This window comes from Streptomyces sp. NBC_00448 (assembly GCF_036014115.1).
Lineage (GTDB): Bacteria > Actinomycetota > Actinomycetes > Streptomycetales > Streptomycetaceae > Actinacidiphila.
Map to the genome: position 1 here is coordinate 1049037 of NZ_CP107913.1, position 21825 is coordinate 1070861.

At 74.5% G+C, this 21825-nt stretch carries 18 protein-coding genes; 12 read left to right on the forward strand and 6 right to left on the reverse strand.

Annotated elements, in window-relative coordinates; genetic code table 11:
• Positions 1-22 precede the first annotated feature (22 nt).
• A complete protein-coding gene (locus tag OG370_RS04465) occupies positions 23-526 on the reverse strand; it encodes a MarR family winged helix-turn-helix transcriptional regulator (protein ID WP_328460806.1) in 504 nt (167 codons plus the stop codon).
• A gap of 105 nt (positions 527-631) precedes the next feature.
• Here OG370_RS04465 and OG370_RS04470 point away from each other — a divergent pair, with 105 nt between their 5' ends.
• Positions 632-1840 (forward strand): PP2C family protein-serine/threonine phosphatase, encoded by a 1209-nt coding sequence (locus tag OG370_RS04470; RefSeq protein ID WP_328460808.1) that lies wholly within the window; start codon positions 632-634, stop codon positions 1838-1840.
• 57 nt (positions 1841-1897) lie between these two features.
• On the opposite strand, the gene OG370_RS04475 is transcribed toward OG370_RS04470, so the two are convergent.
• From OG370_RS04475 to OG370_RS04485, 3 genes are all read right to left on the reverse strand, one after another.
• Positions 1898-2239: a hypothetical protein gene (locus OG370_RS04475; RefSeq protein ID WP_328460810.1), complete on the reverse strand. Its 342-nt coding sequence runs from the start codon at positions 2237-2239 to the stop codon at positions 1898-1900.
• 198 nt (positions 2240-2437) lie between these two features.
• Positions 2438-2671, reverse strand: a complete 234-nt coding sequence (locus OG370_RS04480) for a hypothetical protein (protein WP_328460812.1) — start codon at positions 2669-2671, stop codon at positions 2438-2440.
• A 101-nt stretch (positions 2672-2772) separates the two neighbouring features.
• Positions 2773-3963: a helix-turn-helix domain-containing protein gene (locus OG370_RS04485; protein ID WP_328460814.1), complete on the reverse strand. Its 1191-nt coding sequence runs from the start codon at positions 3961-3963 to the stop codon at positions 2773-2775.
• 374 nt (positions 3964-4337) lie between these two features.
• Here OG370_RS04485 and OG370_RS04490 point away from each other — a divergent pair, with 374 nt between their 5' ends.
• From OG370_RS04490 to OG370_RS04540, 11 genes are all read left to right on the forward strand, one after another.
• Positions 4338-5519, forward strand: a complete 1182-nt coding sequence (locus OG370_RS04490) for a LacI family DNA-binding transcriptional regulator (protein ID WP_328460816.1) — start codon at positions 4338-4340, stop codon at positions 5517-5519.
• Complete coding sequence (locus tag OG370_RS04495; protein ID WP_328460818.1) at positions 5516-6481, forward strand: carbohydrate ABC transporter permease; 966 nt, start codon at positions 5516-5518, stop codon at positions 6479-6481. The genes OG370_RS04490 and OG370_RS04495 overlap by 4 nt, the downstream gene beginning before the upstream one ends.
• 101 nt (positions 6482-6582) lie before the next feature.
• A complete protein-coding gene (locus OG370_RS04500; protein ID WP_328473782.1) occupies positions 6583-7401 on the forward strand; it encodes a carbohydrate ABC transporter permease in 819 nt (272 codons plus the stop codon).
• Entirely contained in the window at positions 7401-8723 is a 1323-nt protein-coding gene (locus OG370_RS04505) for an ABC transporter substrate-binding protein (RefSeq protein WP_328460820.1), read from the forward strand. The genes OG370_RS04500 and OG370_RS04505 overlap by 1 nt, the downstream gene beginning before the upstream one ends.
• Before the next feature lie 292 nt (positions 8724-9015).
• The gene (locus OG370_RS04510; RefSeq protein ID WP_328460822.1) at positions 9016-10152 is read left to right on the forward strand and encodes an ADP-ribosylglycohydrolase family protein; all 1137 of its coding nucleotides are present in this window, start codon (positions 9016-9018) and stop codon (positions 10150-10152) included.
• Positions 10149-11831 carry an ADP-ribosylglycohydrolase family protein gene (locus OG370_RS04515; protein ID WP_443060613.1) on the forward strand — a complete coding sequence of 561 codons (1683 nt, stop codon included), beginning with the start codon at positions 10149-10151 and terminating at the stop codon, positions 11829-11831. Before OG370_RS04510 ends, OG370_RS04515 begins: the two co-directional genes overlap by 4 nt.
• Positions 11815-12960, forward strand: a complete 1146-nt coding sequence (locus OG370_RS04520; protein WP_328460824.1) for an ADP-ribosylglycohydrolase family protein — start codon at positions 11815-11817, stop codon at positions 12958-12960. The genes OG370_RS04515 and OG370_RS04520 overlap by 17 nt, the downstream gene beginning before the upstream one ends.
• Positions 12957-14519 carry an ADP-ribosylglycohydrolase family protein gene (locus tag OG370_RS04525; protein WP_328460826.1) on the forward strand — a complete coding sequence of 521 codons (1563 nt, stop codon included), beginning with the start codon at positions 12957-12959 and terminating at the stop codon, positions 14517-14519. Before OG370_RS04520 ends, OG370_RS04525 begins: the two co-directional genes overlap by 4 nt.
• Positions 14516-15523: a ribokinase gene (locus OG370_RS04530; protein ID WP_328460828.1), complete on the forward strand. Its 1008-nt coding sequence runs from the start codon at positions 14516-14518 to the stop codon at positions 15521-15523. The genes OG370_RS04525 and OG370_RS04530 overlap by 4 nt, the downstream gene beginning before the upstream one ends.
• A gap of 321 nt (positions 15524-15844) precedes the next feature.
• Complete coding sequence (locus tag OG370_RS04535) at positions 15845-17011, forward strand: CaiB/BaiF CoA transferase family protein (protein ID WP_328473786.1); 1167 nt, start codon at positions 15845-15847, stop codon at positions 17009-17011.
• A 110-nt stretch (positions 17012-17121) separates the two neighbouring features.
• Positions 17122-17964 (forward strand): HpcH/HpaI aldolase/citrate lyase family protein, encoded by an 843-nt coding sequence (locus OG370_RS04540; RefSeq protein ID WP_328473788.1) that lies wholly within the window; start codon positions 17122-17124, stop codon positions 17962-17964.
• Positions 17965-18041: 77 nt separating this feature from the next.
• Here OG370_RS04540 and OG370_RS04545 read toward each other — a convergent pair whose 3' ends face one another.
• On the reverse strand, positions 18042-21374 hold the full coding sequence (locus OG370_RS04545; protein ID WP_328460830.1) for a tetratricopeptide repeat protein: 3333 nt from the start codon (positions 21372-21374) through the stop codon (positions 18042-18044).
• Between the two features lie 40 nt (positions 21375-21414).
• Positions 21415-21729, reverse strand: coding sequence for a trypco2 family protein (locus OG370_RS04550; protein ID WP_328460832.1), 315 nt, complete (start codon positions 21727-21729; stop codon positions 21415-21417).
• Between the last annotated feature and the right edge of the window lie 96 nt (positions 21730-21825).

Consider the following 21825-nt stretch of genomic DNA (forward strand, 5'->3'; position numbering starts at 1 on the left):
TCGCCGCCGCCTGCGACTCGGCCTACGCGGACTCGACGGACCCGGTCTCCGGAGGGGTGTCCTCGCGCGGGGCGAGGTCGGCCATCGCGGAACGGAATCCGCTCAGGCCCTCCACCAGCGCGACCCGTTCGGCCGGCGGCATGGCGGAGATGATGTGCAGCAAGGACGTCTCGCGGCGGGCCCTGAGCTCGGCGAGGTAGCTCTCCCCGCGCACCGACAGGCGCAGTTCGAGCTCGCGGCGGCTGGCGGAGCTGAGCGAGCGCTCGATGAAGCCCAGCGCGTGCAGCCGGTCGCACATCCGGCTGACCGACGACGGCGCGGAGCCCAGCAGCTCGCCGAGGGTGCGCAGATTGATCCCCCGGTCGCGGTCCAGCACATAGAGCACCTTGAGCTGCGACCAGGAGACCGGTGCGGTCGAGGTCATGTCCCGGTCCTGGGTCCAGAGCACCTCGAGTAGCTCGATCACCTCGCGGGCGGCTTGAGCGGCGGCGTCCCGGTCCCGACTGGAGGAGATCCCGGAGCGCATGCCCTCAACTGTGGCACTTCCCAACTGCCTTGTCAGTCGCCGAGGCATAAAGCGTCTTTCCCCTCCTTTTGACTTCCATACTCTCGAACAGGCGGTAACCGACCGGTGGACAGATTCACGGCTGCGGAACGCGAGCTGCGCGGCGCCGCACCCCACGCTCTCCTCGCGGCGGCCAGGGGCGCGCTCATCACGCACTACGCGGCCGTCGACGTCGACCTGCTCATGGCCGACTACGCTCTGACCATACTGCAACCCGTGGGCGGGACCCCTGATACGGCGGAGCCCGCGCCGATCCACTCCAGCGCCGCCGGACGGGCCTTCGGCGCCCAGCGCGTGCACACCCAGACCGATCCGCGCACCGGCGAATTCACCGCCCACCTGCCGATCAGCGTGCGCGGCGACCGGATCGGGGTGCTGTCGGTACGGTTCGCCGAGGGCGGGTACGACCCGGCCGCCGAACCGGAACTCGCCGAGCTGGCCGAGGTGTTGGGGCACGAGATCGTGGTCGCCGAGCGGGACACCGACCTCTACCTGCAAGCCCGCCGCGCCGACCGCCTCACCCTCGCCGCCGAGATGCAGTGGGAACTGCTGCCGGCCCGCTCCTGCTCCCGCCCGGAGTACGACATCGGCGGCGGCCTGGAGCCCGCGTACGCCATCCACGGCGACAACTTCGACTGGTCCGCGTCCGCCGGGCACCTGACCCTCACGGTCACCAACGGCATGGGCGAGGGTGTGGAGGCGGCGCTGCTCACCAGCCTCGCGGTGCACGCGCTGCGCAACGGCCGGCGCGCCGACCTGTCACTGGCCGACCAGGCGTTCCTCGGGGACCAGGCGGTCTACGGGCACTACCGCGGCCGGGTGCACCTCGCGGCGCTCCTGATGCGGTTCGAACTGGCCACCGGCGACGTCGAGGTCATCGACGCCGGCTCGCCCAAGGTGTGGCGGCTGCGCGGCGGCAAGGTCGAGCCGGTCGAACTCGAACCGCAGCTGCCGCTGGGCATGTTCGAGGACACCCTCTACACCACCCAGCACCTCCACCTGGAGAGCGGGGACCGGCTGCTGTTCGTCAGCGACGGCGTGTACGACGCGGTGTCCCCCGGCGGCGAGCGCTACAGCGAGCGCGCGCTGGCCCGGGCGATCACCAGCACCCGTCTCCTCCCCCCGGCCCAGGTGCCCCGCGCGGTGCTGCGCGAACTCACCACCCACCGCGGCTCCCCCGAGCCCGACGACGACGCGATGGTCGTCTGCCTCGACTGGCACGGCCGCGCCACCTCCCCGGGTCCGGACCCGGCCCCGGACCCCGACCAGCTCTGACGGTGCCCGGCCGGGCGTCGTACGGCCCGGGACCGTACGACGGCCGGCCCGCGCCGGCTATCCGCCCGGCCCCCGCTTCGTGCGCGGATGCCGTATCCGCAGGCTCGCGTACAGCGTCTGCGCGACCTCGACGACGGTGACGGCGCACCCCAGCGCACCGAGCCCGTACAGCACCGCCGAGGCGGTCCCGGCGCGGTCCGCCGCCAGCACGAAGGCACCGGCGATCCCCGCGAACCGCAGCGCCAGCACCACGCGGAAGACCCATGCCAGCGACATCACGACGAACTCGGTGCCCGACACCCCGCGCCGGGCCAGCCGGCCGAGGTACAGGAAGAGGCTCCGGCTCGCGGCATCGGTGAGCAGTGCGGCCGACCCGAGGAGCCAACAGAAGAGCTGCATGTGATCCCCCAACCCTCGCCTGGCTGAAGCCCATCGTCCGCCGCCGGCCGGGCGCGGACCTGAGTACGCGTGCTCAACCCGATACGGGGACGGGCGCGCCGGGCTGAGTCGTCGGGAGGCGCGCGGGGCGCGCCGGGTGGTCGTCGTCCAGCACGGAGTGCGGGGGCCAGGCGCGGAGGTTCCGCGTTCTCCGGGTCCTCACGGGTGCGGCATCGGCGCGGGCGGTGTCGGCAGCAGGCGAACGAGGTGCTGTGCCACGTCCAGCGGCAGCGGTGGAATGTGGACGTAATCGGCGCCCCGTTCATCGCTGCGGGGGACGACCCGTCGGAGCAGAGCTTCGTCTGCGCCCAGTTCCCGTAGCAGCCGGCGCAGGGCGAGGGATGCGTGTTGGGTCTCGCTGAGGTTGTTCCTCAGCGCGTCGGGCATCGGCATGGCGGTTCCCCGTTCGGCGATCGGATACTCACTGACCGTAGGAAGCGCGGGCGTGCTGCGGCCATGGCACTTTGACGGTCCGTCAGCTCGAAGTGCCACCTCTACAGCGGCACACCGACCGCGTCCGCGAGGACACGCATGCGTGGTGTCAGGGTCCGCCGCCGGGCGATGACCTGACCGAGGATGTCGCGGGCATACCGCTGGTGCGGGAGCCACTGCGGTGCGGCCTGCCAGATGGTCTCCAGGGTGTCCACCGCCTCTGCGTACTGCCGCAGCCGCACCCGCGCGGACGCCTGGTCCAGCCGGTTCCGGTTGAGGTTGTTCGAGGTCGGGCGCATACCCTCCCAGGAGATCTCGGCGGAAAGTCGCAGCACCCGGTCGGGTCGATCCGAGACCATGGCGTGCTCGGCGTCCTTGAGCTGGACCGTCCGCGCGTCGAACGCCCGCAGGAAGCCCCCCGGCACCTGCCGCGGGCCCAGCGCCGCGGCGGCCGAACCGGCAAGGAGCAGCAGCCGCTCGGCGTCGTCCGGCCGGGCATCCCGGTCCGCCGCCGCGGCGGCGCGCAGCAGCAGCCATCCCCACGCGCCCAGCTCCGCGGGCGTGGCACGGGACATACGGGGCTCGATCCGCTCGGCCCACTCCTCGGCGAGCCGCCCGGCCTCGGCGATCCGGCCGCGACGCAGCAGCAGCCAACACCGCGTGCTGATCGCGGCCGCCGCGTCGAGATCGTCGGGAGCACCGTCCAGGGCACGGCCGAGTGCGTCCTCGGCGGCATCGAACTGCCTTGTCTGGGTGAGCATCCAGCCGACCAGCCGCATCAGCCCGGCGTTCACCGCGCGCCCCGCCGGGGCGTCGGCCACGGCCGCGGAGTCGCGCAGCAGCACGGGCAGCACCTCGGCCAACTCGTCAAGACGGTCACCGGCCGCAAGGGGCATGGCGGCGGCGACGGCCGCGCGGACTCCGGCGACCGTCGGGGCGTCGTCGGCGGGCCCGGGCGGTGGAGCGGCCAGCGCGGCGCGGACAGGCGTCCACAGGTCCACAACGCTCGGAGAGGCGCCCTGCGTCTCGTGCACGCCTCCCAGCAACCGGCTGGTGGGCACCCGCAGGGCCACGGCGAGCGCGAGGGCCGTCTCCACCCGCGTATCGTCCCGCTCGCCCTGCTCCAGCTTCCTGACCAGCGACAGGGACACGCCGGATGCGGACGCTAGCTGGTGCTGGGTCAGCCCTCGCCGCTTGCGGATCTCGCGCAGCCGCTCGCCGATGGGGCCGCTGCTGCCGATGGGTTGAGGCATTCCGACCCCGGACCTACTCGTTTCGACCTCGACACCCGAAACGGTACAGCGGGTCCCGCCTCGCGCGGGGACGCCTTTCTCCGGCCGGCAGCGGATGCGGGCGCGGGCGCGGGCGCGGGTACGGACGTAGGTGACGGTCAGTCGGGTGTGTGACGGCGCCTCCCTCATGCGTGTGATTCAGGCCACAGCTCATTGACGATCAGCGAAACACCCGCGCAACATAGCGGAAACCACTTCCTCGGAAGCAGCCTGCCAGGTGCGAACTGTAAACGTTTACAGTTCGGTTGCGGTTCAGCTTCGGATGCATCTCCGGACTCGGCCGGACCCGGCTCCGGACCCAGCCTCAGAGCTTCAGCTTCAGCGAAAGGACGATCATGACGACTTCGGCCGGACCGCCGACCGTCGAGACCATCGCCGCGAAGGCGGGTGTCTCGATCGCGTCGGTGTCGAGGGTGCTGAACGGGCACGGCGCCCGCCCCAACACGGTCCGGCGGGTCGAACAGGCCGCCGCGGAACTGGGCTACGTGCCCAACGGCGTGGCCAGGTCGCTGAAGGGCGGCCGCACCCAGCAGCTCACCTTCGCGATGCCCGACGTCGGCAACCCGGTCTACGTCTCGATGGTCCGCCAGATACAGGCGACCGCGAAGCCGCTGGGCTACCGGCTGCTGCTGCACTCCACCGACGCCGTGGCCGAGGACGAGCTGGACGTGGTGCGCAGCCTGGCCGACCGGACCAGCGACGGCCTGATCCTGGTCCCGATCCGGGTCACCGACGAGCATCTGAAGGTGCTGTCCGGGGCGGCGCGGCCGGTGGTCGTGATCGGGTCGCTGCCCGACCACGCGCCGGTGGACAGCGTGCGGGCCGACTCGGTCTCCGGGGCCGTGCTCGCGATGCGCCACCTGCTGGCGAGCGGGCGGCGGCGGATCGCGTTCATCAACGGCCCCGCGGACACCGTCCCGGGTCGTAACCGCAGCCTCGGCTACCGCACCGCGCTGGAGGAGGCCGGGCTGGACCACGACCCGGAGCTCACCGTCACCACCGAGTTCGGCATCGCGGCCGGCGCGGCGGCGATGCACCGGCTGCTGGACGCCGACCCCGGTATCGACAGCGTCTTCTGCGCCAACGACCAGCTCGCGCTGGGCGCGGTGCACGCCGCCCACGACCGGGGCCTGCGGATACCCGAGCAGCTGGCCGTGGCCGGCATGGACAACAGCGAACTGGCCCGCGCCGGCCACCCCGCGCTGACCAGCGTGGACCTCGGCTCGGCCGAACGTGGCCGAATAGCCGCCGAGATGCTGCTGGCCCGGCTGGACGGCGAGGGTCACGAGGTGCGGTGCGAGACCGTCGCGCCCCGGCTGGTCGTACGCGGCTCCACCGCGCACGTCCGGCCCGGGCGCGACGACGGTTCCGGCCCCGATGCCGACGTCGGCGTGGACCGAGACCAGGACCGGGACCCGGGCACGAGCCCGGCCGCGAACCCGGGCACGGCCACGGCCACGAACCAGATCCCGGGCACGGGCATCGCATCCGGCAACACCCCGGTGAGCGCGTCATGAGCGCCGGAGCGGTCCTGCGGCCGCGGCGCCGTACCGGACAGGGGGCCGGCACTCCCCCGCCGCGCTCCACCGCCGCGCGCCGCCGGGTGCTCGGCCTGGACAAGGACGCCTGGTTCCTGCTGCTGCCGGCGCTGATCCCGGTGCTGGTGCTGAGCGTGGGCCCGCTGCTCTACGGGATCTCGCTCGCCTTCACCGACGCCCAGTCCGGCGTCACCAACTCCACCTCCTTCACCGGCATCGCCAACTTCAAGGACCTGCGGCTCGACTCGCTCTTCTGGCAGTCGTTCCGGATCGGCCTGCTGTGGGCGGTGTGCGTCACCGTGCTGCAGTTCCTGATGTCGCTGGGCCTGGCGCTGCTGCTCAACCAGAACCTGCGGCTGCGCTGGCTGGCCCGCACCCTCGCGCTGGTGCCGTGGGCGATGCCCGAGGTCGTCGTCGGCATCATGTGGCGGCTGGTCTACAACCCGGACGCGGGCATCCTCAACAACACCCTGCACCACCTGCATCTGACCGACGGCACCACGGACTGGCTGTCCAGCCTGTCGCTGGCGCTGCCCGCGGTGATCGTGGTGGGCGTGTGGGCGGGCATGCCGCAGACCACCGTGGTGCTGCTGGCCGGCCTGCAGAACGTCCCGCTGGAACTGCACGAGGCCGCGAGCCTGGACGGCGCCGGGATGTGGCGCCGGTTCACCACGGTGACCTGGCCCACCCTCAAGCCGGTGGTGCTCTCCATCACCGCGCTGAACTTCATCTGGAACTTCAACTCCTTCGGCCTGGTCTACGTGCTGACCAGCGGCGGACCCGGCGGCAAGACCGAGCTGCCGATGCTCTTCGCCTACGACGAGGCGTTCCGCTACGGCCAGTTCGGCTACGCGGCCGCCATGGGCCTGGTGATGGTCGCGGTGATCGCCGTGCTGCTGGCCGTGTTCCTGCGCAACCGCCTGAAGGAGGACGAGTCATGAGCGCGACCGACGCGGCCGGCGCGGCCGCCGTACCCGCTCCCCCCGCCACCCCCGCGCCCAGCGCCTCCACGGGCGCCGGGCGGCGCAAGGCCCGCCGCCGGATGGGCCGCGCCGGGCAGTACGTCGCGCTGCTCTGCTACGTGGTGTTCCTCGCCTTCCCGCTGCTGTGGCTGGTCTCGACCGCCTTCAAGTCGCCGCAGGAACTGGGCTCGATCCACCCGACGTGGCTGCCGAAGCACCCCACGCTGGACAACTTCCGGTCCGCCTTCGACGAGCAGCCGCTGCTGCACTCCGCGCTGAACAGCCTGATGGTGGCCGGGATCTCCGCGGTCGTCTCGGTGGCCATCGCGGTGCCCGCGGCCTACGTGATGGTGCGGTTCCGCTCGATGGTCAGCCGGGCCGGCACCGCCTGGATTCTGGTCAGCCAGATGTTCCCGCTGGTGCTGATCATCATCCCGCTGTTCATGGTGCTGAAGAACATGCACCTGGTCGACTCCCGGCTCGGCCTGGGCCTGGTCTACGTGGTGTGGACGCTGCCGTTCGCGCTGTGGATGCTCCAGGGCTACGTCAAGGCGGTGCCGGTCTCGCTGGAGGAGGCCGCCGCGATCGACGGGTGCAGCCGGGCCCGCGCGCTGCGCAGCGTGGTGCTGCCGCTGCTGATGCCGGGCCTGGTGGCCACGCTGATGTTCTCCTTCGTCACCGCGTGGAACGAGTTCTTCTTTGGCCTGGTCCTGCTCAAGTCCCCGGAGAAGCAGACGATGTCCGTGATCCTGACCCACTTCCTGGGCGCCGAGGGCGCCGCGGACCTCGGCCCGCTCGCCGCCGCGTCGGTGCTCGCCACCCTGCCCAGCCTGCTGTTCTTCGCGCTGCTGCAGAAGCGGCTGGTCGGCGGCATGATGACCGGGGCGGTGAAGGGCTGATGCGCCGCCGTACCTTCCTGACCGGCACCGCCGCTACCGCCGCGGTGGCCGGCTCCGGGTCGCTGCTGTCGGCCTGCGGCTCCTCCAGCGGCTCGGGCGTACCGCGGCTGGACTTCCTGTCGCTCGCCTGGCAGACGGAGTCGGTCAAGGCGAACAAGGCGCTGGTCGCGCAGTGGAACAAGCAGCACCCCGAGGTGCAGGTCCGCTATGTGCAGGGCAGTTGGGACGACGTCCACGACCAGTTGCTGACCTCCTTCGAGGGCGGCGCCGCGCCGGACATCATCCATGACGAGGGCATCGACCTGACCGACTTCGGCTCCGGCGGCTACCTCGCGGACCTGACCGGCCTGCTGTCCTCGGGCCTGAAGAGCCGTATCCCGCAGAGCACCTGGGACACCGCGCGGTTCGACGGCGCGGTGTACGGGGTGCCGTTCCTGCAGGAACCGCGGGTGCTCATCGCCAACCGCACCCTGCTGGTGAAGGCGGGCGTCCGGCTGCCGGACGTCGCGCACCCGTGGACCTGGCAGGAGTTCGAGGACATCTGCCGGGAGCTGTCCCACCACGGCAGCGGCGCCGAGCGGTACGGCACGGCCTGGCCGATGAGTTCGCCGGTGAGCGTGACGCTGAACCTGGCGCTGACCAACGGCGGCCGGGTCCTGTACAAGGACGAGGGCAGCGGCCGTACCGAGGTGCGGTTCGGCAGCGCCGACTCGGCCTTCGCCGAGCTGGTCCGGCGGCAGGTGAAGACCGACAGGTCCGCGCCCTCCAGCGGGCTGGCGCTCGGCGGCGGCGACGTGCTGCCCGGGTTCTTCGCCGGGCGATACGCCATGCTGCCGCTGGACTTCTCCTACCGGCAGCAGATCGAGCAGCAGGCGCCCAAGCACTTCGACTGGGTCGTCCTGCCGCTGCCGGTCGGCAGCAAGGCGCCCGACGGCGGGCGCTCCCAGGGGGTCAGCCCGCAGACCCTGTCGGTGGCGAAGTCCTGCAAGCACCAGCAGGCGGCCGTGGAGTTCATCGACTTCATGACGCAGACCCCGCACCTGGTGCAGCTCGCACAGGGCGACTGGATGCCGCCGACCGGCACCGCGGCGCTGCGCGACCCGTCGCTGACCACCACGAAGCTCGGGTGGAGCACCGGGATGGCGATGGCGAAGTACCTGAGCGCGTCCCCCGCGCTGGGCATGCGCGGCTACCCCGAGTGGTCCGACAAGATCGCCACGCCGGCACTCCAGCAGTACTACAGCGGCGCGATCAGCCTGGACTCGCTGCGCGGAAAACTCGTCCGCGACGGCAACCGCGTCTTCGAGCGGTACCGGGACTGAGGGAGTGCGGCGCGCCCCTCCCCAGGGCGCGCCGCACTGCCGAGCGGACCGAGCGATCGGCCACCCGATCCCCTGACCTCGACCGTCGCCCGTATCCGTATCCGTCCCCGTCCCCGTCCCCGACACCCGCACCGGAAGGAGCCCGCACCGTGTCCCGCACCGAGCACCACCGCCGTCCCCGGTCGCACGGCCACCGACCGCCGGCGGGTCCGGCCCGCCCGCCACCGCCGCCGGGCACCCGCAGGGCACAGCCACGCACCACACAGCAGTACTCACCAGGAAACGGCACGGCATGAGCACAACTCCCGCCTCACCCAGCGCCTCTGACGCATCAGGTCCCCCACCCCTCAGCACGTCCGGCACGGCACTGGCCCCGCCGCCGGGTGGCATCCGCCGCCCCCGCCCCGTACCCGGCAGCCCCCGTGACCACGCGCGCGGCGCGCTCACCGGGCTGGCCGTCGGTGACGCCCTCGGGGCGCCGGCCGAGAACATGAAGCCGTCGCAGATCCGCCAGCGCTGGGGCCGTATCGAGGACTTCGTCACCGAGGACCCGGCGGGCACCGACGACACGGAGTACGCCATCCTGTCCGGCCTGCTGCTGGCCCGGTACGGCGCCGCGCTCACCACCGGCGACGTGGAGGCGGCCTGGCACGTGTGGATCGCCGACCGCGACGAAGGGGCCTTCCGCGGCGCCGGGTTCAGCGAGCGCGGCACCCTGGAGAACCTGCGCCGGGGGCTGGCCTCGCCGATCACCGCGCAGCACCGGCACGCCTGGAGCGACGGCCTGGCGATGCGCGCGGCACCGTTCGGCGTCTACGCGGCGGGGCGGCCCGCCGAGGCCGCGCGGCTGGTGGCGATCGACGGGACCGTCAGCCACGAGGGCGAGGGGATCTACGGCGGCCAGGCGGTCGCCGCCGGGGTGGCCGCGGCCATGACCGGCGGGGACTGCTCCGCGGTGATCACCGCCGCCCTGTCGGTGGTGCCCGAGGACTCCTGGACCGCGCGGTCGCTGCGGCGCGCGGTGACCGTGGCGCGCCGGGTCCGGCTCGACCCGACGCTCACCGTGCTCGACCGCGAGCGCGCGCTGCGCTCGGCCGTCGTCATCGGCGGGTACCCCTGGACCGACCTCGCACCCGAGGCGGTCGGCCTCGCGTTCGGCGCGTTCGCGCTGGCCGGGGGCGACTTCAGCCGCTCGGTGCTCACCGCGGTCAACATGGGCCGCGACGCCGACACCACCGCGGCGGTCGCCGGCGCGCTCGCCGGCACCCTCGGCGGGTTCGGCGCGATTCCCGAGCACTGGTCGGAAGCGATCAAGCCGGTCACCGGCAGTTGCCTGCCGGCCATGGCGGGCTACCACGTCCGCGACATCGCCGACCTGCTCGCCCCCGGGGAACCCCTGCCCGGTCCGGCGGAACGGGTGGCGTCATGAGCACCACCGCACACGGCTTCTCGCGCGGGCCCGCTTCCGCAGCGAGGGCGACGGCCGACGGCGGGCCCGGCCGCCCCGACAGCGAGCCCGGCCGCCCCGACGGCCACTCGGCCCCGGAGGCCGGCGCGCCCCGCGAAACCGCACCACGCCCGCGCACGGCGGCCGATGCCGCCACCGGCACCGGCAACTCCCGGCCGCTCAGGACCGGTTCGGGCACCTCGGCACTTCCGGCTGCCACGGCACACCGGACCTCCGGCGGTGCCGCCACCACGACGCCCCGTCCGGCCACCGGACGCGGCGACTCCCCACACCCGGAGCACATCCCCGTGAACCGCACCGGCACGCCCGGCATCCCCGCGCCCGCTTCGGACACCGCCCAGAGTGCGGCGGCGCCGGGTGACCGGGTGACCCGGGACCGGGTGGAGGGGCTGCTGCTCGGGCTCGCCGCGGGCGACGCCGCGGGATGGCCGGCCGCACGCCATCGGGCCGCGCGGATGCCGGAGTGGACACGGCGGCTGACCCGCGAGCTGGACACGTTCGCCGAGCAGAACGCGACCACGACCCTGCCGGTGCCGATCGCGCTCAACCAGCCGCCCGAGCCGCTGCGGCTGGGGCCGTCGGACGACGCGGAGTGGGCGGCCTTCACCGCCGAGTCGGTGCTGTCGGCGCGCGGCGCGCTGCTGAGCGACCTCAGCCGCGACCGCCGGGTGCGGGCCGCGGTGGACCTCGCCTGGATGTCGCTCGCCGCCGAGATCTCCTCGGCCGCGGCCCGCGCCTCGGAGGTGGAGTCCGCGGTGATCCCGCTGCGCGCCCGTATCTCGGTACGGGCCGGGCTCGGCAACCTCGCCACGGGGCTGCGGCCGCCCGCCACCGGCCACGACAACCCGCACTTCTTCGACGACGCGGCCTGCGGGCGCGCGTGCGTGCTGGCCGTGGTGCACCCGGGCGACCCGGCCGCCGCCGCCGACCTGGCGGAGTACGACGCCCACTACACGCAGGACGGCGACGGGGTGCACGGCGCCCGGGCGATGGCCGCGGCGGTCTCGCTGGCGCTGGCCGGCGCGTCCGCCGACGACTGCGTACGGGCCGCGCTGCGCGAACTGCCGGCCGGCTCGGAGATCTCCCGCAACGCCGAGCACGCGGTCGCCCTCGCCCGGGCCGCGCGCGCCGCCGAACCCGACGGCCACGGCCAGGCGTTCGGCCTGGTCCCGCTGCTGGAACACCAGATCGTGGACCACGTCTACAGCTACGGCATCGCCGCCGCGGAGACCGTGCCGGTGGCGCTCGCCCTGGTGCTGGCCGCCGACGGCGCGGTGGACCAGGCGGTGCCGGCCGCGGCCTGCCTGTCGCGGGTGGCGGACTCCGCGCCCGCGCTGGCCGGCGCCCTGGCCGGTGCGCTCGGCGGCGCCGCCGCGCTGCCGGTCTCCTGGCGGGAGGCGTGCCGGACGCTGCCCGGCTGCGCGCTGCCCCGGCTGGTGGGCACCGACCTGGTGGACCTGGCCGGGCGGCTGGCCGGCGTCGAGCCCGAGGCCGACCCGTACGCCGTACCGGACACCTCGCCACCGCCCGCCGAGCCGTTCGCCTCGCCCGGCGCTCCCGCACACCCCGCACAACCGCTCGCCACCGACCCCCATGCCCCTGTCACGGAAGGACCCGGAAGCAATGAAACTCACGCTTGAGGACCGCATCACCGGCTGCCTCGTCGGCGCCGCTGTCGGCGACGCCCTCGGCGGCCCGGTCGAGGGCTGGACGCCCGAGCAGATCACGGAGCGACACGGCGGCCGGGTACGGGGCATCGTCGGCCCGTTCTACGAGGAGTGGCGCACCGCGCGCCCGATCGCGCCGTACCACAAGGGCGACGGGCACGTCACGGACGACACCCTCATGACGCACGCCCTGGTGCGGGTCTACGCCAAGGTCCGCGACCACCTCGACGCGTACAGCGTGGCCGACCACCTCGTGCCCGACCTGATCGGCACGCCCCGGTGGATTCCCGAGCTGGAGGCGGAGGCGCTGCCGCTCCAGCGGATCTTCCTCGCCGAGAAGTGGATCGTGGCGCGGCTGCACTACGGCCACGTCGACCCGCGCGAGGCGGGCGTCGGCAACATCGTCAACTGCGGTGCCGCGATGTACATGGCGCCGGTCGGCGCGGTCAACGCCGGCAACCCCGCGGCCGCGTACGCCGAGGCGCTGGAGGTGGCCGCGCCGCACCAGTCGTCGTACGGGCGGGAGGCCGCCGGGGTGTTCGCCGCCGCGGTCGCCGCGGCGTTCGCGCCGGACGCCACCGCCGCCTCCGTGGTCGAGGCGGCGCTCGCCCTCGCCAAGGACGGCACCCGCGCCGCGATAGAGGCGGTGTGCGAGCGCGCCACCGGCTTCGACGACTGGGAGGAGGCGCTGGCGCCGCTGCGCGAGGCGGTCGCGCCGTTCGACACGGTCGGCCCGCGCTACCGCGAGCCCTCGCTCGGCGCCCGCCGACCCTCCCGGCTGCACGCGATCGAGGAACTGCCGGTCGCGCTCGGCATGTTGCTGATCGCGGGCGGGGCGTACGAACCGGCCGTGCTCGGCTCGGTCAACTACGGCCGCGACTGCGACTCCATCGCGACGATGAGCGGCGCGATCGCCGGGGCGCTCGGCGGCACCGGTGCGGTGCCCGCCGGGTGGAGCGACGAGGTGGCCCGCGCCAGCCGGCTCGACCTGCACACCCCCGCGGCCGACCTGTCCGCCGTCGCCCGCGAGGTCTTCGCCCGCGACACCGACCGCCGCCGCGCCCACGAAGCCGCGTTCACGGCGCTGGCGGAGGTCCGATGAGCCCGCACCCCGCGGAGTACCCGCCCCCGTCGCCGACCGGGCCGGGCACGGCCGACGGTGACGGCGGGCGCGGGGCCGGGTCCGATCCGGCGCTCGGGGAGCCGTTGCGGCTGACCTGGGTGCAGCCGGAGGACCTGGTGGGGCACGAACTGCGGCAGGCCGAGCAGGACGGGCGCGACACGGCCGCGGTGCGCGGGCGCTGGCTGGCCGCCGGCGGTCACCTGGCGCCGGAGCGGGCCGGGGCTTCCCCCGGTCCCGTGCGCCCGGAGGTGCGGGCGCTCGCGCACGAGCTGCTGGACGAACTGGCCGGGCAGCGCTCGCCGTTGGCCGAGCAGGAGCCGACGGATCTGGCCGGGATTCACGCGGCCGCGGGCGCGCCGCCCGCCGTGGCGCGGGTCGAGCGGCCGCAGGAGCTGGCCGAGCGGCTGGAGGCGGGCTGGCTGGGCCGGGCCGCGGGGTGCGTGCTCGGCAAGCCCGTGGAGAAGCTGCCGCTCGACGGCATCCGGGCGATCGCCCGCTCGACCGGCAACTGGCCGGTGCGCGGCTACTTCACCGAGGTGGGCCTGGACCCGCAGGTCGCCGCCCGCTTCCCGTGGAACCGCCGCAGCCGCCCCACCTCGCTGGCCGAGAACATCGACGGGATGCCCGAGGACGACGACCTCAACTACCCGCTGCTGGCACTGATGTTGCTGGAGGCCCGCGGTCACGGCTTCCGCACCCGGGACGTGGCGCAGCTGTGGCTGGACGAGCTGCCCGCGGGCCGTACCTTCACCGCCGAGCGGGTCGCGTACCGGAACCTGCTGGCCGGGCTGGAGCCGCCGGAGACCGCCACCTGGCGCAATCCGTTCCGGGAGTGGATCGGCGCCCTGATCCGCGCGGACGTCTTCGGCTGGACCCGCCCGGGCGACCCGGCCGCGGCGGCGGACGAGGCGTGGCGCGACGCCGTGCTCAGCCACACCGCGAACGGCGTGTACGGGGCGATGTTCGCCGCCGCGGTGGTGGCGCGGGCGGCCGGTGGCGGCGCCGACGTGCACGCGTGCCTGGCGGCCGGGCTCCAGGTGGTGCCGCGCGGGTCGCGGCTGGCCGGCGCGGTCCGGCTCGGCATCGACCTCGCCGGCGCCGAACCGTCGGGCAGCGCGGACGGCTTCGCCGTCGTCGTGGACGAGCTGCACCGGCGGTTCCACGACCACCACTGGGTGCATGTCCTGCCCAACGCGGCGCTGCTCGCGGCGGCCCTCACCCACGCCGACGGGGACTTCGCCGGGTCCATCTGCCGTGTGGTGTCGGGCGGTTGGGACACCGACTCGAACGGTGCGACGGCCGGGTCCGTCACCGGGCTGCTGGCCGGTTCGGCGGCCGCGCTGCCCGGCGAGTGGACCGGCCCGCTGAAGAACCGGCTGGCCAGCACGGTCGGCGGGTTCGACGGCATCGGCTTCGACGCCCTCGCCCGTCGTACCGCCGCGCTGGCCGTGCTGCCGTCCGGCCCGAACCCGCGGGAGCACGAAGCGCCCGCGCGCCGCGCCCCCGCACAGGGCACCCCCGAGGAAGGCACCCGATGAGCACCGATCCGACCGTTCCCCCGGCACCCTCCGCTCCCCCGGGGCGCCGCGGCGCCCCGCCGTCCGGGCGGGCCCGCATCGTGGTGCTGGGCAGCGCCAACATGGATCTGGCGGCGTACACCCGGGTGGCGCCGGCGCGCGGCGAGACCGTCACCGGCGAGGCGTTCCGCACCGTGGCCGGGGGCAAGGGCGCCAACCAGGCGATCGCGGCCGCGCGGGCCGGTGGCGAGGTGACGTTCGTCGGCGCGGTCGGCGACGACGAATTCGGACCGCGGCTGCGCGCCGCCCTCGACGGCGCGGGGGTCGGCACCGGCCCGCTGCGGACGGTGCCGGGCCCGAGCGGCATCGCGCACATCGTGGTCGACGGCGAGGGCCACAACGCGATCGTGGTGGTGCCGGGTGCGAACGGCACGGTGACCTCCCTCGCCGACGGCGACGAGGACGTCATCGCGGCGGCCGGCGCGCTGCTGCTCCAGCTCGAACTGCCGCTGGACGGCGTGCTGGCGGGTGCGCGGGCCGCGCACCGGCACGGCGTCCGAACCGTCCTCACGCCGGCGCCGGCCCAGCCGCTGCCCGGGGAACTCCTCGCGGTGACCGACCTGTTGGTGCCCAACGAGCACGAGGCCGCCGCGCTCAGCGGCCACTCCGACCCGCGCGCCGCCGCCCGCGCGCTGCTCGACGCGGTGCCCGAGGTGGTGGTGACGCTCGGCGCGGCGGGCTGCCTGTACGCCGCCCACGGCCACGAGCCGCTGGTCGTACCGGCCCTGCCCGCGAAGGCGGTGGACACCACCGCGGCCGGCGACACCTTCGTGGGCGCCCTCGCGGTCGCGCTCGGCGAGGGCCGGCCGATGCCGGCGGCGCTGGAGTGGGCGACGGCCGCCTCCGCGCTGTCGGTGGAATGCGAGGGCGCGTCGTCCTCGATGCCGGAGCGCGCGGAGATCGACGCGCGGGCCGCCGGCGGTACGCCCGTATCGCGCCGGGCCGACCGCCCAAGTCACGGATGAGCGGCCGCAGATGACCGACCGACGACGACTGCCGACGAACACCCCCGCTGATCGGGACGACACGACGACCGACGACGACCGGACGAGCGAGGACCGGCACCCCGGCGAATCCGCCGGACGCCGAAGCACGTGGAAGAAGCCGAGGTAGCTCCCATGCACCACCCCAGTACCCGCAGTACCCGCCCCGACGACCGACTCCCCGCTTCCGCCGACGCGGTGACGGCCGCGGGCTCGGGCGACGGCACCGCCGTACCGCCGCCGCGCACCGAGCCGTCGCCCGAGGCTCCCCACACGCCGCCCGCCGGCGGCCCGTTGGAGGGCATGCGGGTGCTGGACCTGGCCACGCTCTTCGCCGGGCCGAGCGCCGCGACCCTCCTCGGCGACTTCGGCGCCGACGTCGTCAAGGTCGAACACCCGCGCAAGCCGGACCCCTCCCGCGGCCACGGCCCGAGCAAGGACGGCGTGGGCCTGTGGTGGAAGCACCTCGGCCGCAACAAGCGCAACATCACCCTCGACCTGTCGACGCCCGGCGGCCGGGACGTGCTGCTCAAGCTCGCCGCGTCCACCGACGTCATCATCGAGAACTTCCGGCCGGGCACGCTGGAGCGCTGGGGCCTGGGCTGGGAGGAGCTGTCGGCGGCGAACCCGCGGCTGGTGCTGGCGCGGGTGACGGCGTTCGGGCAGTTCGGCCCGTACTCCGCGCGGCCCGGCTTCGGCACGCTCGCCGAGGCGATGAGCGGGTTCGCGTCGGCGACCGGAGAGCCCGACGGCCCGCCCACGCTCCCGCCGTTCGGCCTCGCCGACTCCGTGGCCGCACTCGCCACCTCCTTCGCGGTGATGGCCGCGCTGGCCGGCCGGGACCGTACGGGCGCGGGGCAGGTGGTCGACATGGCCATCATCGAGCCGATGCTCGCGGTGCTGGGCCCGCAGCTCATCTGGTACGACCAACTCGGCTACGTGCAGCCCCGGATGGGCAACCGCTCCACCAACAACGCGCCGCGCAACACCTATCGGACCGCTGACGGGGCGTGGCTGGCGGTGTCCTCCTCCGCGCAGTCGATCGCCGAGCGGGTGATGCGGCTGGTCGGGCGGCCGGAACTGGTCGAGGAGCCGTGGTTCGCCACCGGCACCGGGCGGGCCGCGCACGCCGACGAGATCGACACCGCGGTCGGCAGCTGGATAGCCGGGCACGACCGGGACGAGGTGGTCGCGGCCTTCGAGGAGGCGCAGGCCGCGGTCGCGCCGATCTACGACGTGCGGGACGTGATGACCGATCCGCAGTACGGCGCGCTGGGCACCGTGGCGTCCGTGGACGACGCGGAGTTGGGGCCGATGCGGATGCAGAACGTCCTGTTCCGGCTGTCGGGCACGCCCGGCGCGATCCGCTGGACCGGCCGCCCGCACGGCGCGGACACCGATGCCGTCCTCACCGAACTCGGCCTGGACGGACCGGAGATCGCCGCGCTGAGGGCGGAGGGCGCGCTGTGAGCGCCGGAACCCACGACACGACGGGCACCCCCACCGGGCCCGCCAGCACCGGACCCGGTACCCCCACCGGGCCCGCCGCCACCGACCGCGCCGGTGCGGACGACGCCGTCCTGACCTGGCTCTACGCCCCGGGCGACCGTCCGGACGTGGTCGCGAAGGCGCTGCGTTCCGGCGCGGACGTCGTCCTGGTCGACCTGGAGGACGCGGTCGCCCCCGCCCGCAAGGAGTACGCGCGGGCCGCCACCGCCGAGTTGCTCGCCGAGCCGGTGCCGGGGCCCGCCCGGGTGCACGTACGGCTCAACGCCCTCGACGGCCCGCTGTTCGCGGCGGACCTCGCGGCGCTGGCCGGGCTGCCGGGCCTGGGCGGGCTGCGGCTGCCGAAGGTCGCCGGGCCGGGCGACATCGCGTCCGTGCTGCGGCTCCACCGCGAGCTGGCCGGGCCCGGCGCGGCCGTGCCCGGGCTCTACCCGCTGCTCGAATCGGCGCTCGGCCTGGAGAACGCCTTCGCCATCGCCACCGCCGATCCCGCGGTGCGCGGACTCGCGCTCGGCGAGGCGGACCTGCGCGCCGACCTCGGCGTGACCGAGGAGGACGCGCTCACCTGGCCCCGGGTGCGGACCGTCGTGGCGGCCCGCGCGGCCGGACTCGCCCCGCCCGCGCAGTCCGTCTACCCCGACGTGCGCGACCTCGACGGCCTCGACGCCTCCTGCCGTCGCGGCCGCGCCCTCGGGTTCCTCGGCCGCGCCGCCATCCATCCCCGCCAGCTCCCCGTCATCGCGCGCGCCTATCTCCCCACCGCGGGCGAACTGGACGCCGCCCGCGAGACCGTGGCCGCGGCCGCCGCCTCGCCCGGTGCCCTGGCCCTGCCCGACGGCCGCTTCGTGGACCCCGCGGTGGTGGCCGGCGCCCGACGCGTCCTGACGCTTGCCGCCCGCGCGGAGGCGTACCTGTAGGTTCCGCTGGCGAAGAAGGGGTGCCGGGGTCGCGTCGAGACCCACCACGGGCGGGGGCGCCGGCGTCGTGCTCGCCGCTACTCGCGGTGAGCCGCGGCTTCGGCGGCCTTGGCGGCTGCCTCGGCTTCGTCCAACACCTCGAAGACGTAAGGAAGTTGCTCCTGCAGATGTCGGCTGAGCATCGCCACGGCAGCGTTCCGGGGAATCGGCTGCGATCCGACCCGGCGCGTCACCTCCTGCATCGCGGTGTACGCCTCGACGAAGTCGCGGAGGTGATCAGCGGGGTACGCGCGGACCAGCCCGCCCCAGATCTCCACCGCCGCCATCGACGGTTCCAGGGCCTCCTGCCAGCGGCCGTCCTCGCTCAGCAGGGCCACCGAGTCGGTCAGGAGCGAGGCGATGAGCGGCTGGTACTTCGGCAGTTCCCGGTCGAGCCCGTACCAGAGGTCCAACGCGCGGCAGAGCGCGTCCGGGAGCGTCTCCAGGGAGTCGGACAGGGCCTGCCAGAGGCCGAGTTGGAGGGTGTGCTTGACCAGGCTGAGCTCCGCCTCGGCGCCGGCGAGCCCGATCCGCCGCCGGTGCTCCCCGATGCCGACCGCCTGCTGCAGGGCGGCGCACGCCTCGGCGGAACGTCCCAGCTGGTGGAGGATGTTGCCGAGGTTCACCAGCGAGGAGATGAGGCGGCCCTCGAAGTTGCGCGGGTCGCGGCGGGCCAGTAGCCGAAGCCCCTGCACCGAGTCCTCGGCGTACCGGAGGCCCTCCTGGTGCCGCCGCATGCCGACGAGCAGCGCCGCGAGGTTGGAACGCCAGACGGGGAGCAGGATCTCGTGGGAGAAGTCGGTGACGGCGAGCTGCTCGGAGAGTTCCACCGCCCGGCGCAGCGCGCGCCGGGCCTCGTCGAGGCGGCCCAGGTCCCAGAGCCGGTCGGACAGGTTGTTCAGGTTCCAGGCGAGTCTCGTCCTGGTGTGCCGGTCGGTCTCGCCCAGCCGCTCCAGCAGCTCCACCGACTCTCCGAGGGCGAGCAGCGCCTCCTCGTCGCGCCCGACGGCGGACAGGCAGGAACTCAGCGTGCTCACCGCGAGGGCGTGGGCGCGGTCGCGGCCGGGGTGGTTCCGGTCCAGGCGTTCGATGACCCGCAGCTGCTCCTGAGCCGCGGCCAGCGCCTCCTCCGCGCGGCCCGCGCCGCTGAACGTGCTGCTGAGAAGGTCCAGGGCGATGCCGAGGTCGTTCAGTGCGGTCGCCGAACCGTCCGCCGCCTGCCGCCGGGCGGCGGTCACGGAGTCCTCGGCGAGCTTCAGGGCCAGCCGGTCCAGACCGTCGTGGGCGTGGATCAGGACGATCCGGAGCCGGTTCAGCACCTCGACGCTGAGGCCGCCGGCCGGCATCGCGTCCAGCAGCGCCTGTTGCACGCCGGCGGTCCTGGCGGTGCGGCCCGCCCCGTGGTGCGCGGCGGCGGCCCGCGCCAGCACGGTCACCAGCTGCACCTGCTGGTCGGCGGAGGAGCGCGCCAGCAGGTCGGCCAGCGGGAGCGGCGGATCGAGGTCGAGCAGGGCGCGGGAGGCGTGGTACTCGCCGACCCGGTCGGGTTGCAGCGGGCCCCAGAACCGGTCCGGTCCCGCCGGGTAGAGGGTACGCAGCCAGGCCGCCACGACCGGTGCCCGCGCGGGCGGGATGCCGGGGAGCGCCCCGACGGCGGCGACCGCCTCGGTCTCGTCTCTCGCCCCGCACAGCGCGGCGACGGCCACGGCCTGCTGGAGGACGGTCGGATCGAGCGGCCCGAGCCGTTCGGCGGCCCGCACCCAGTACCGCTGCTCGTGCCGCAGCAAGGTCGCCTCGGCGGGCTCCTCGGGCGCGGCCGGGACCGGCGCCGAGCCGTGCTGCAACAGGGCGGTGAGCGCGGCCATCTGTACGGTCAGCACCGACTCGTCGCCGTCCACGCCCAGTTGTCTCGGCACGCCCAGGGCCGGCGCCAGGGCCGGCCATCCGGCGGACGGGCGGCCGGGCAGGCCCGGTAACGCCTCCAGCAGATCGGCGAGGTCGCCGAGCGCGCCGCGGAACAGCGCGGTCATGGCGTCGGGCGGGCCGCCCGCACCGACCAGTGCGGCCAGTTCGATGGTCGGGGCCCTGGCCAGGATCTCGTCCGCGTGCGACGCGGTCAGCCCGTCGCTCTGCCAGGCGCCGCCGGTACGGGCGAGGAGCAGCAGCCGCGTACGGTGCCGGCAGCTCCGCAGCTGGTCGATGACCCGGCGCACCAGGCTCGGCCGGGCGTCCGCGTAGTCGATGACCAGCAGGAAGTCGAGGGCGGTCTCCAGGGACCTGAGTTCGGGCAGGGCGAGGTCGCTGTCCCGCAGTTCCGCCCGGAGGTGCCCGGTGATCCACCCCTCCGCCCGCAGGTCGTCGGCCAGTTGGCGGGCGAGGCGGGACTTGCCCTGCCCGCCGGGCCCGGTGACCACCCGTACCGAGAAGCCCTCGGCACCGACCTGGCACCAGTCCCGCAGCGCCCGCAACTCGTCCGCCCGCCCGCGGAAGGCCACCGCCTCGGCGTCGGCGCGCAGCAGCATCGCCGGCGAGCGCAGGTCCCGCTCGGGGGCGGCCGGATCGAGCAGGTCCACCGGCTCGGCGGCTTCCAACAGCGGCTGCCAGCCGCCGTGTTCGGCGAGCAACGCGGTGAAGCCGTTGTCCGCGAGCAGCAGCGAGGCGGGGGTGGCGGTCAGCCGGGTACCGCCCACGGCCTGCCGGTCCGCGCGGACCACCCCGCACAGCAGCCCGCTCTGGCGGCTCTCGGTGAGCAGCGCGGCACCGGACATCCCGGACCAGCCGGCGCCGGTCCCGTCCCGTACCGGGATGGTCGCGTCCTTGCTGAAGACCTCGTAGCGACCGGCGAGCGAGCCGGTCCCCGGCATGATCTCGCCGCTGATCCGGCCGTCGAAGCGGTCGCCGCTGCTGGGGTCCTTCTCCATGCGGGGGAAGCCGGCGACGGCGACCGGGTGGGGGCGGGTGCCGATGATCCGGCCCCATCGTTGCGGCGGCCGGGTGCGTATGTCGGCCAGCGAGTCGGGCGGCTGCCAGCGCCGGCCGGCTCCCCCGACCGGCCCGGCTCCCCCGCCCGGCCCGGTCACTTCGGCCGGGCCATCTCCCCCGCCCGCCCCGTCGACTTCCACCTGGCCGTCGACTTCCACCAGCGCCGCGTCGACCCGGTCGTCGACGCGCCACCACCGAACCGCCGCCGGGAACTGCTCCGTTCCCGCATCCGGCCGGCAGACGGTCACCCGGACCGGCTCCGGCCCCATCGCCGCCTGGACGACATGACCCGCCGTCAGCGCCAGCCGCGGCGCGACCAGGTAGCCGGACCCGAACGTCGTGCCGGTCTCCCGGTGGACCCGGATCTGCACCCGCCGGTCGAACTCCATCCGGCCCCCTCCCGCCGTCCCGGACCGCTACCGGGCCGCCCTACTCCTCATCGGAGACGTTCACCGGGGCATGATCGGCTCCACGTGCGTCCAGCCGCACCGTGACCTTGTGGGTGGCCTGGCGCGTGCGCTCGGCGCCGCCGCCCACGCTGACCACCGCGAACCGCAGTCCGGCATCCGCTTTCCGGCTGCCGGTCAGCTCCATCCCGAGCTCCAGCGTGATCTCCCCGAGGGAGAGGTGGACCCCGTCGTCCCCGTCGGTCGCCACCCGCCGCTGCGCCTCGGCCACTTGACGGCGCAGCAGCGTGATCGCGTCGGCCAGGTCGAGCCAGTCGTCCCCGCTGCTGTTGCCCACGGGTCCCCCATGATCGCTCGGTCACCGGCACGCTCGATGGGACAATCCTATAGATCCACCTGAGTCGCGACGCGGCTCACGGGAAATCCACCCGGC

Bases quoted from the DNA above. Each gene is read 5' to 3' on its own strand.
- OG370_RS04465 (WP_328460806.1), bottom strand. From the start codon at position 526: ATGCGCTCCGGGATCTCCTCCAGTCGGGACCGGGACGCCGCCGCTCAA.
- OG370_RS04475 (WP_328460810.1), bottom strand. From the start codon at position 2,239: ATGCAGCTCTTCTGTTGGCTCCTCGGGTCGGCCGCACTGCTCACCGAT.
- OG370_RS04480 (WP_328460812.1), bottom strand. From the start codon at position 2,671: ATGCCGATGCCCGACGCGCTGAGGAACAACCTCAGCGAGACCCAACAC.
- OG370_RS04485 (WP_328460814.1), bottom strand. From the start codon at position 3,963: ATGCCTCAACCCATCGGCAGCAGCGGCCCCATCGGCGAGCGGCTGCGC.
- OG370_RS04490 (WP_328460816.1), top strand. From the start codon at position 4,338: ATGACGACTTCGGCCGGACCGCCGACCGTCGAGACCATCGCCGCGAAG.
- OG370_RS04495 (WP_328460818.1), top strand. From the start codon at position 5,516: ATGAGCGCCGGAGCGGTCCTGCGGCCGCGGCGCCGTACCGGACAGGGG.
- OG370_RS04500 (WP_328473782.1), top strand. From the start codon at position 6,583: ATGGGCCGCGCCGGGCAGTACGTCGCGCTGCTCTGCTACGTGGTGTTC.
- OG370_RS04505 (WP_328460820.1), top strand. From the start codon at position 7,401: ATGCGCCGCCGTACCTTCCTGACCGGCACCGCCGCTACCGCCGCGGTG.
- OG370_RS04510 (WP_328460822.1), top strand. From the start codon at position 9,016: ATGAGCACAACTCCCGCCTCACCCAGCGCCTCTGACGCATCAGGTCCC.
- OG370_RS04515 (WP_443060613.1), top strand. From the start codon at position 10,149: ATGAGCACCACCGCACACGGCTTCTCGCGCGGGCCCGCTTCCGCAGCG.
- OG370_RS04520 (WP_328460824.1), top strand. From the start codon at position 11,815: ATGAAACTCACGCTTGAGGACCGCATCACCGGCTGCCTCGTCGGCGCC.
- OG370_RS04525 (WP_328460826.1), top strand. From the start codon at position 12,957: ATGAGCCCGCACCCCGCGGAGTACCCGCCCCCGTCGCCGACCGGGCCG.
- OG370_RS04530 (WP_328460828.1), top strand. From the start codon at position 14,516: ATGAGCACCGATCCGACCGTTCCCCCGGCACCCTCCGCTCCCCCGGGG.
- OG370_RS04535 (WP_328473786.1), top strand. From the start codon at position 15,845: ATGCGGGTGCTGGACCTGGCCACGCTCTTCGCCGGGCCGAGCGCCGCG.
- OG370_RS04545 (WP_328460830.1), bottom strand. From the start codon at position 21,374: ATGGAGTTCGACCGGCGGGTGCAGATCCGGGTCCACCGGGAGACCGGC.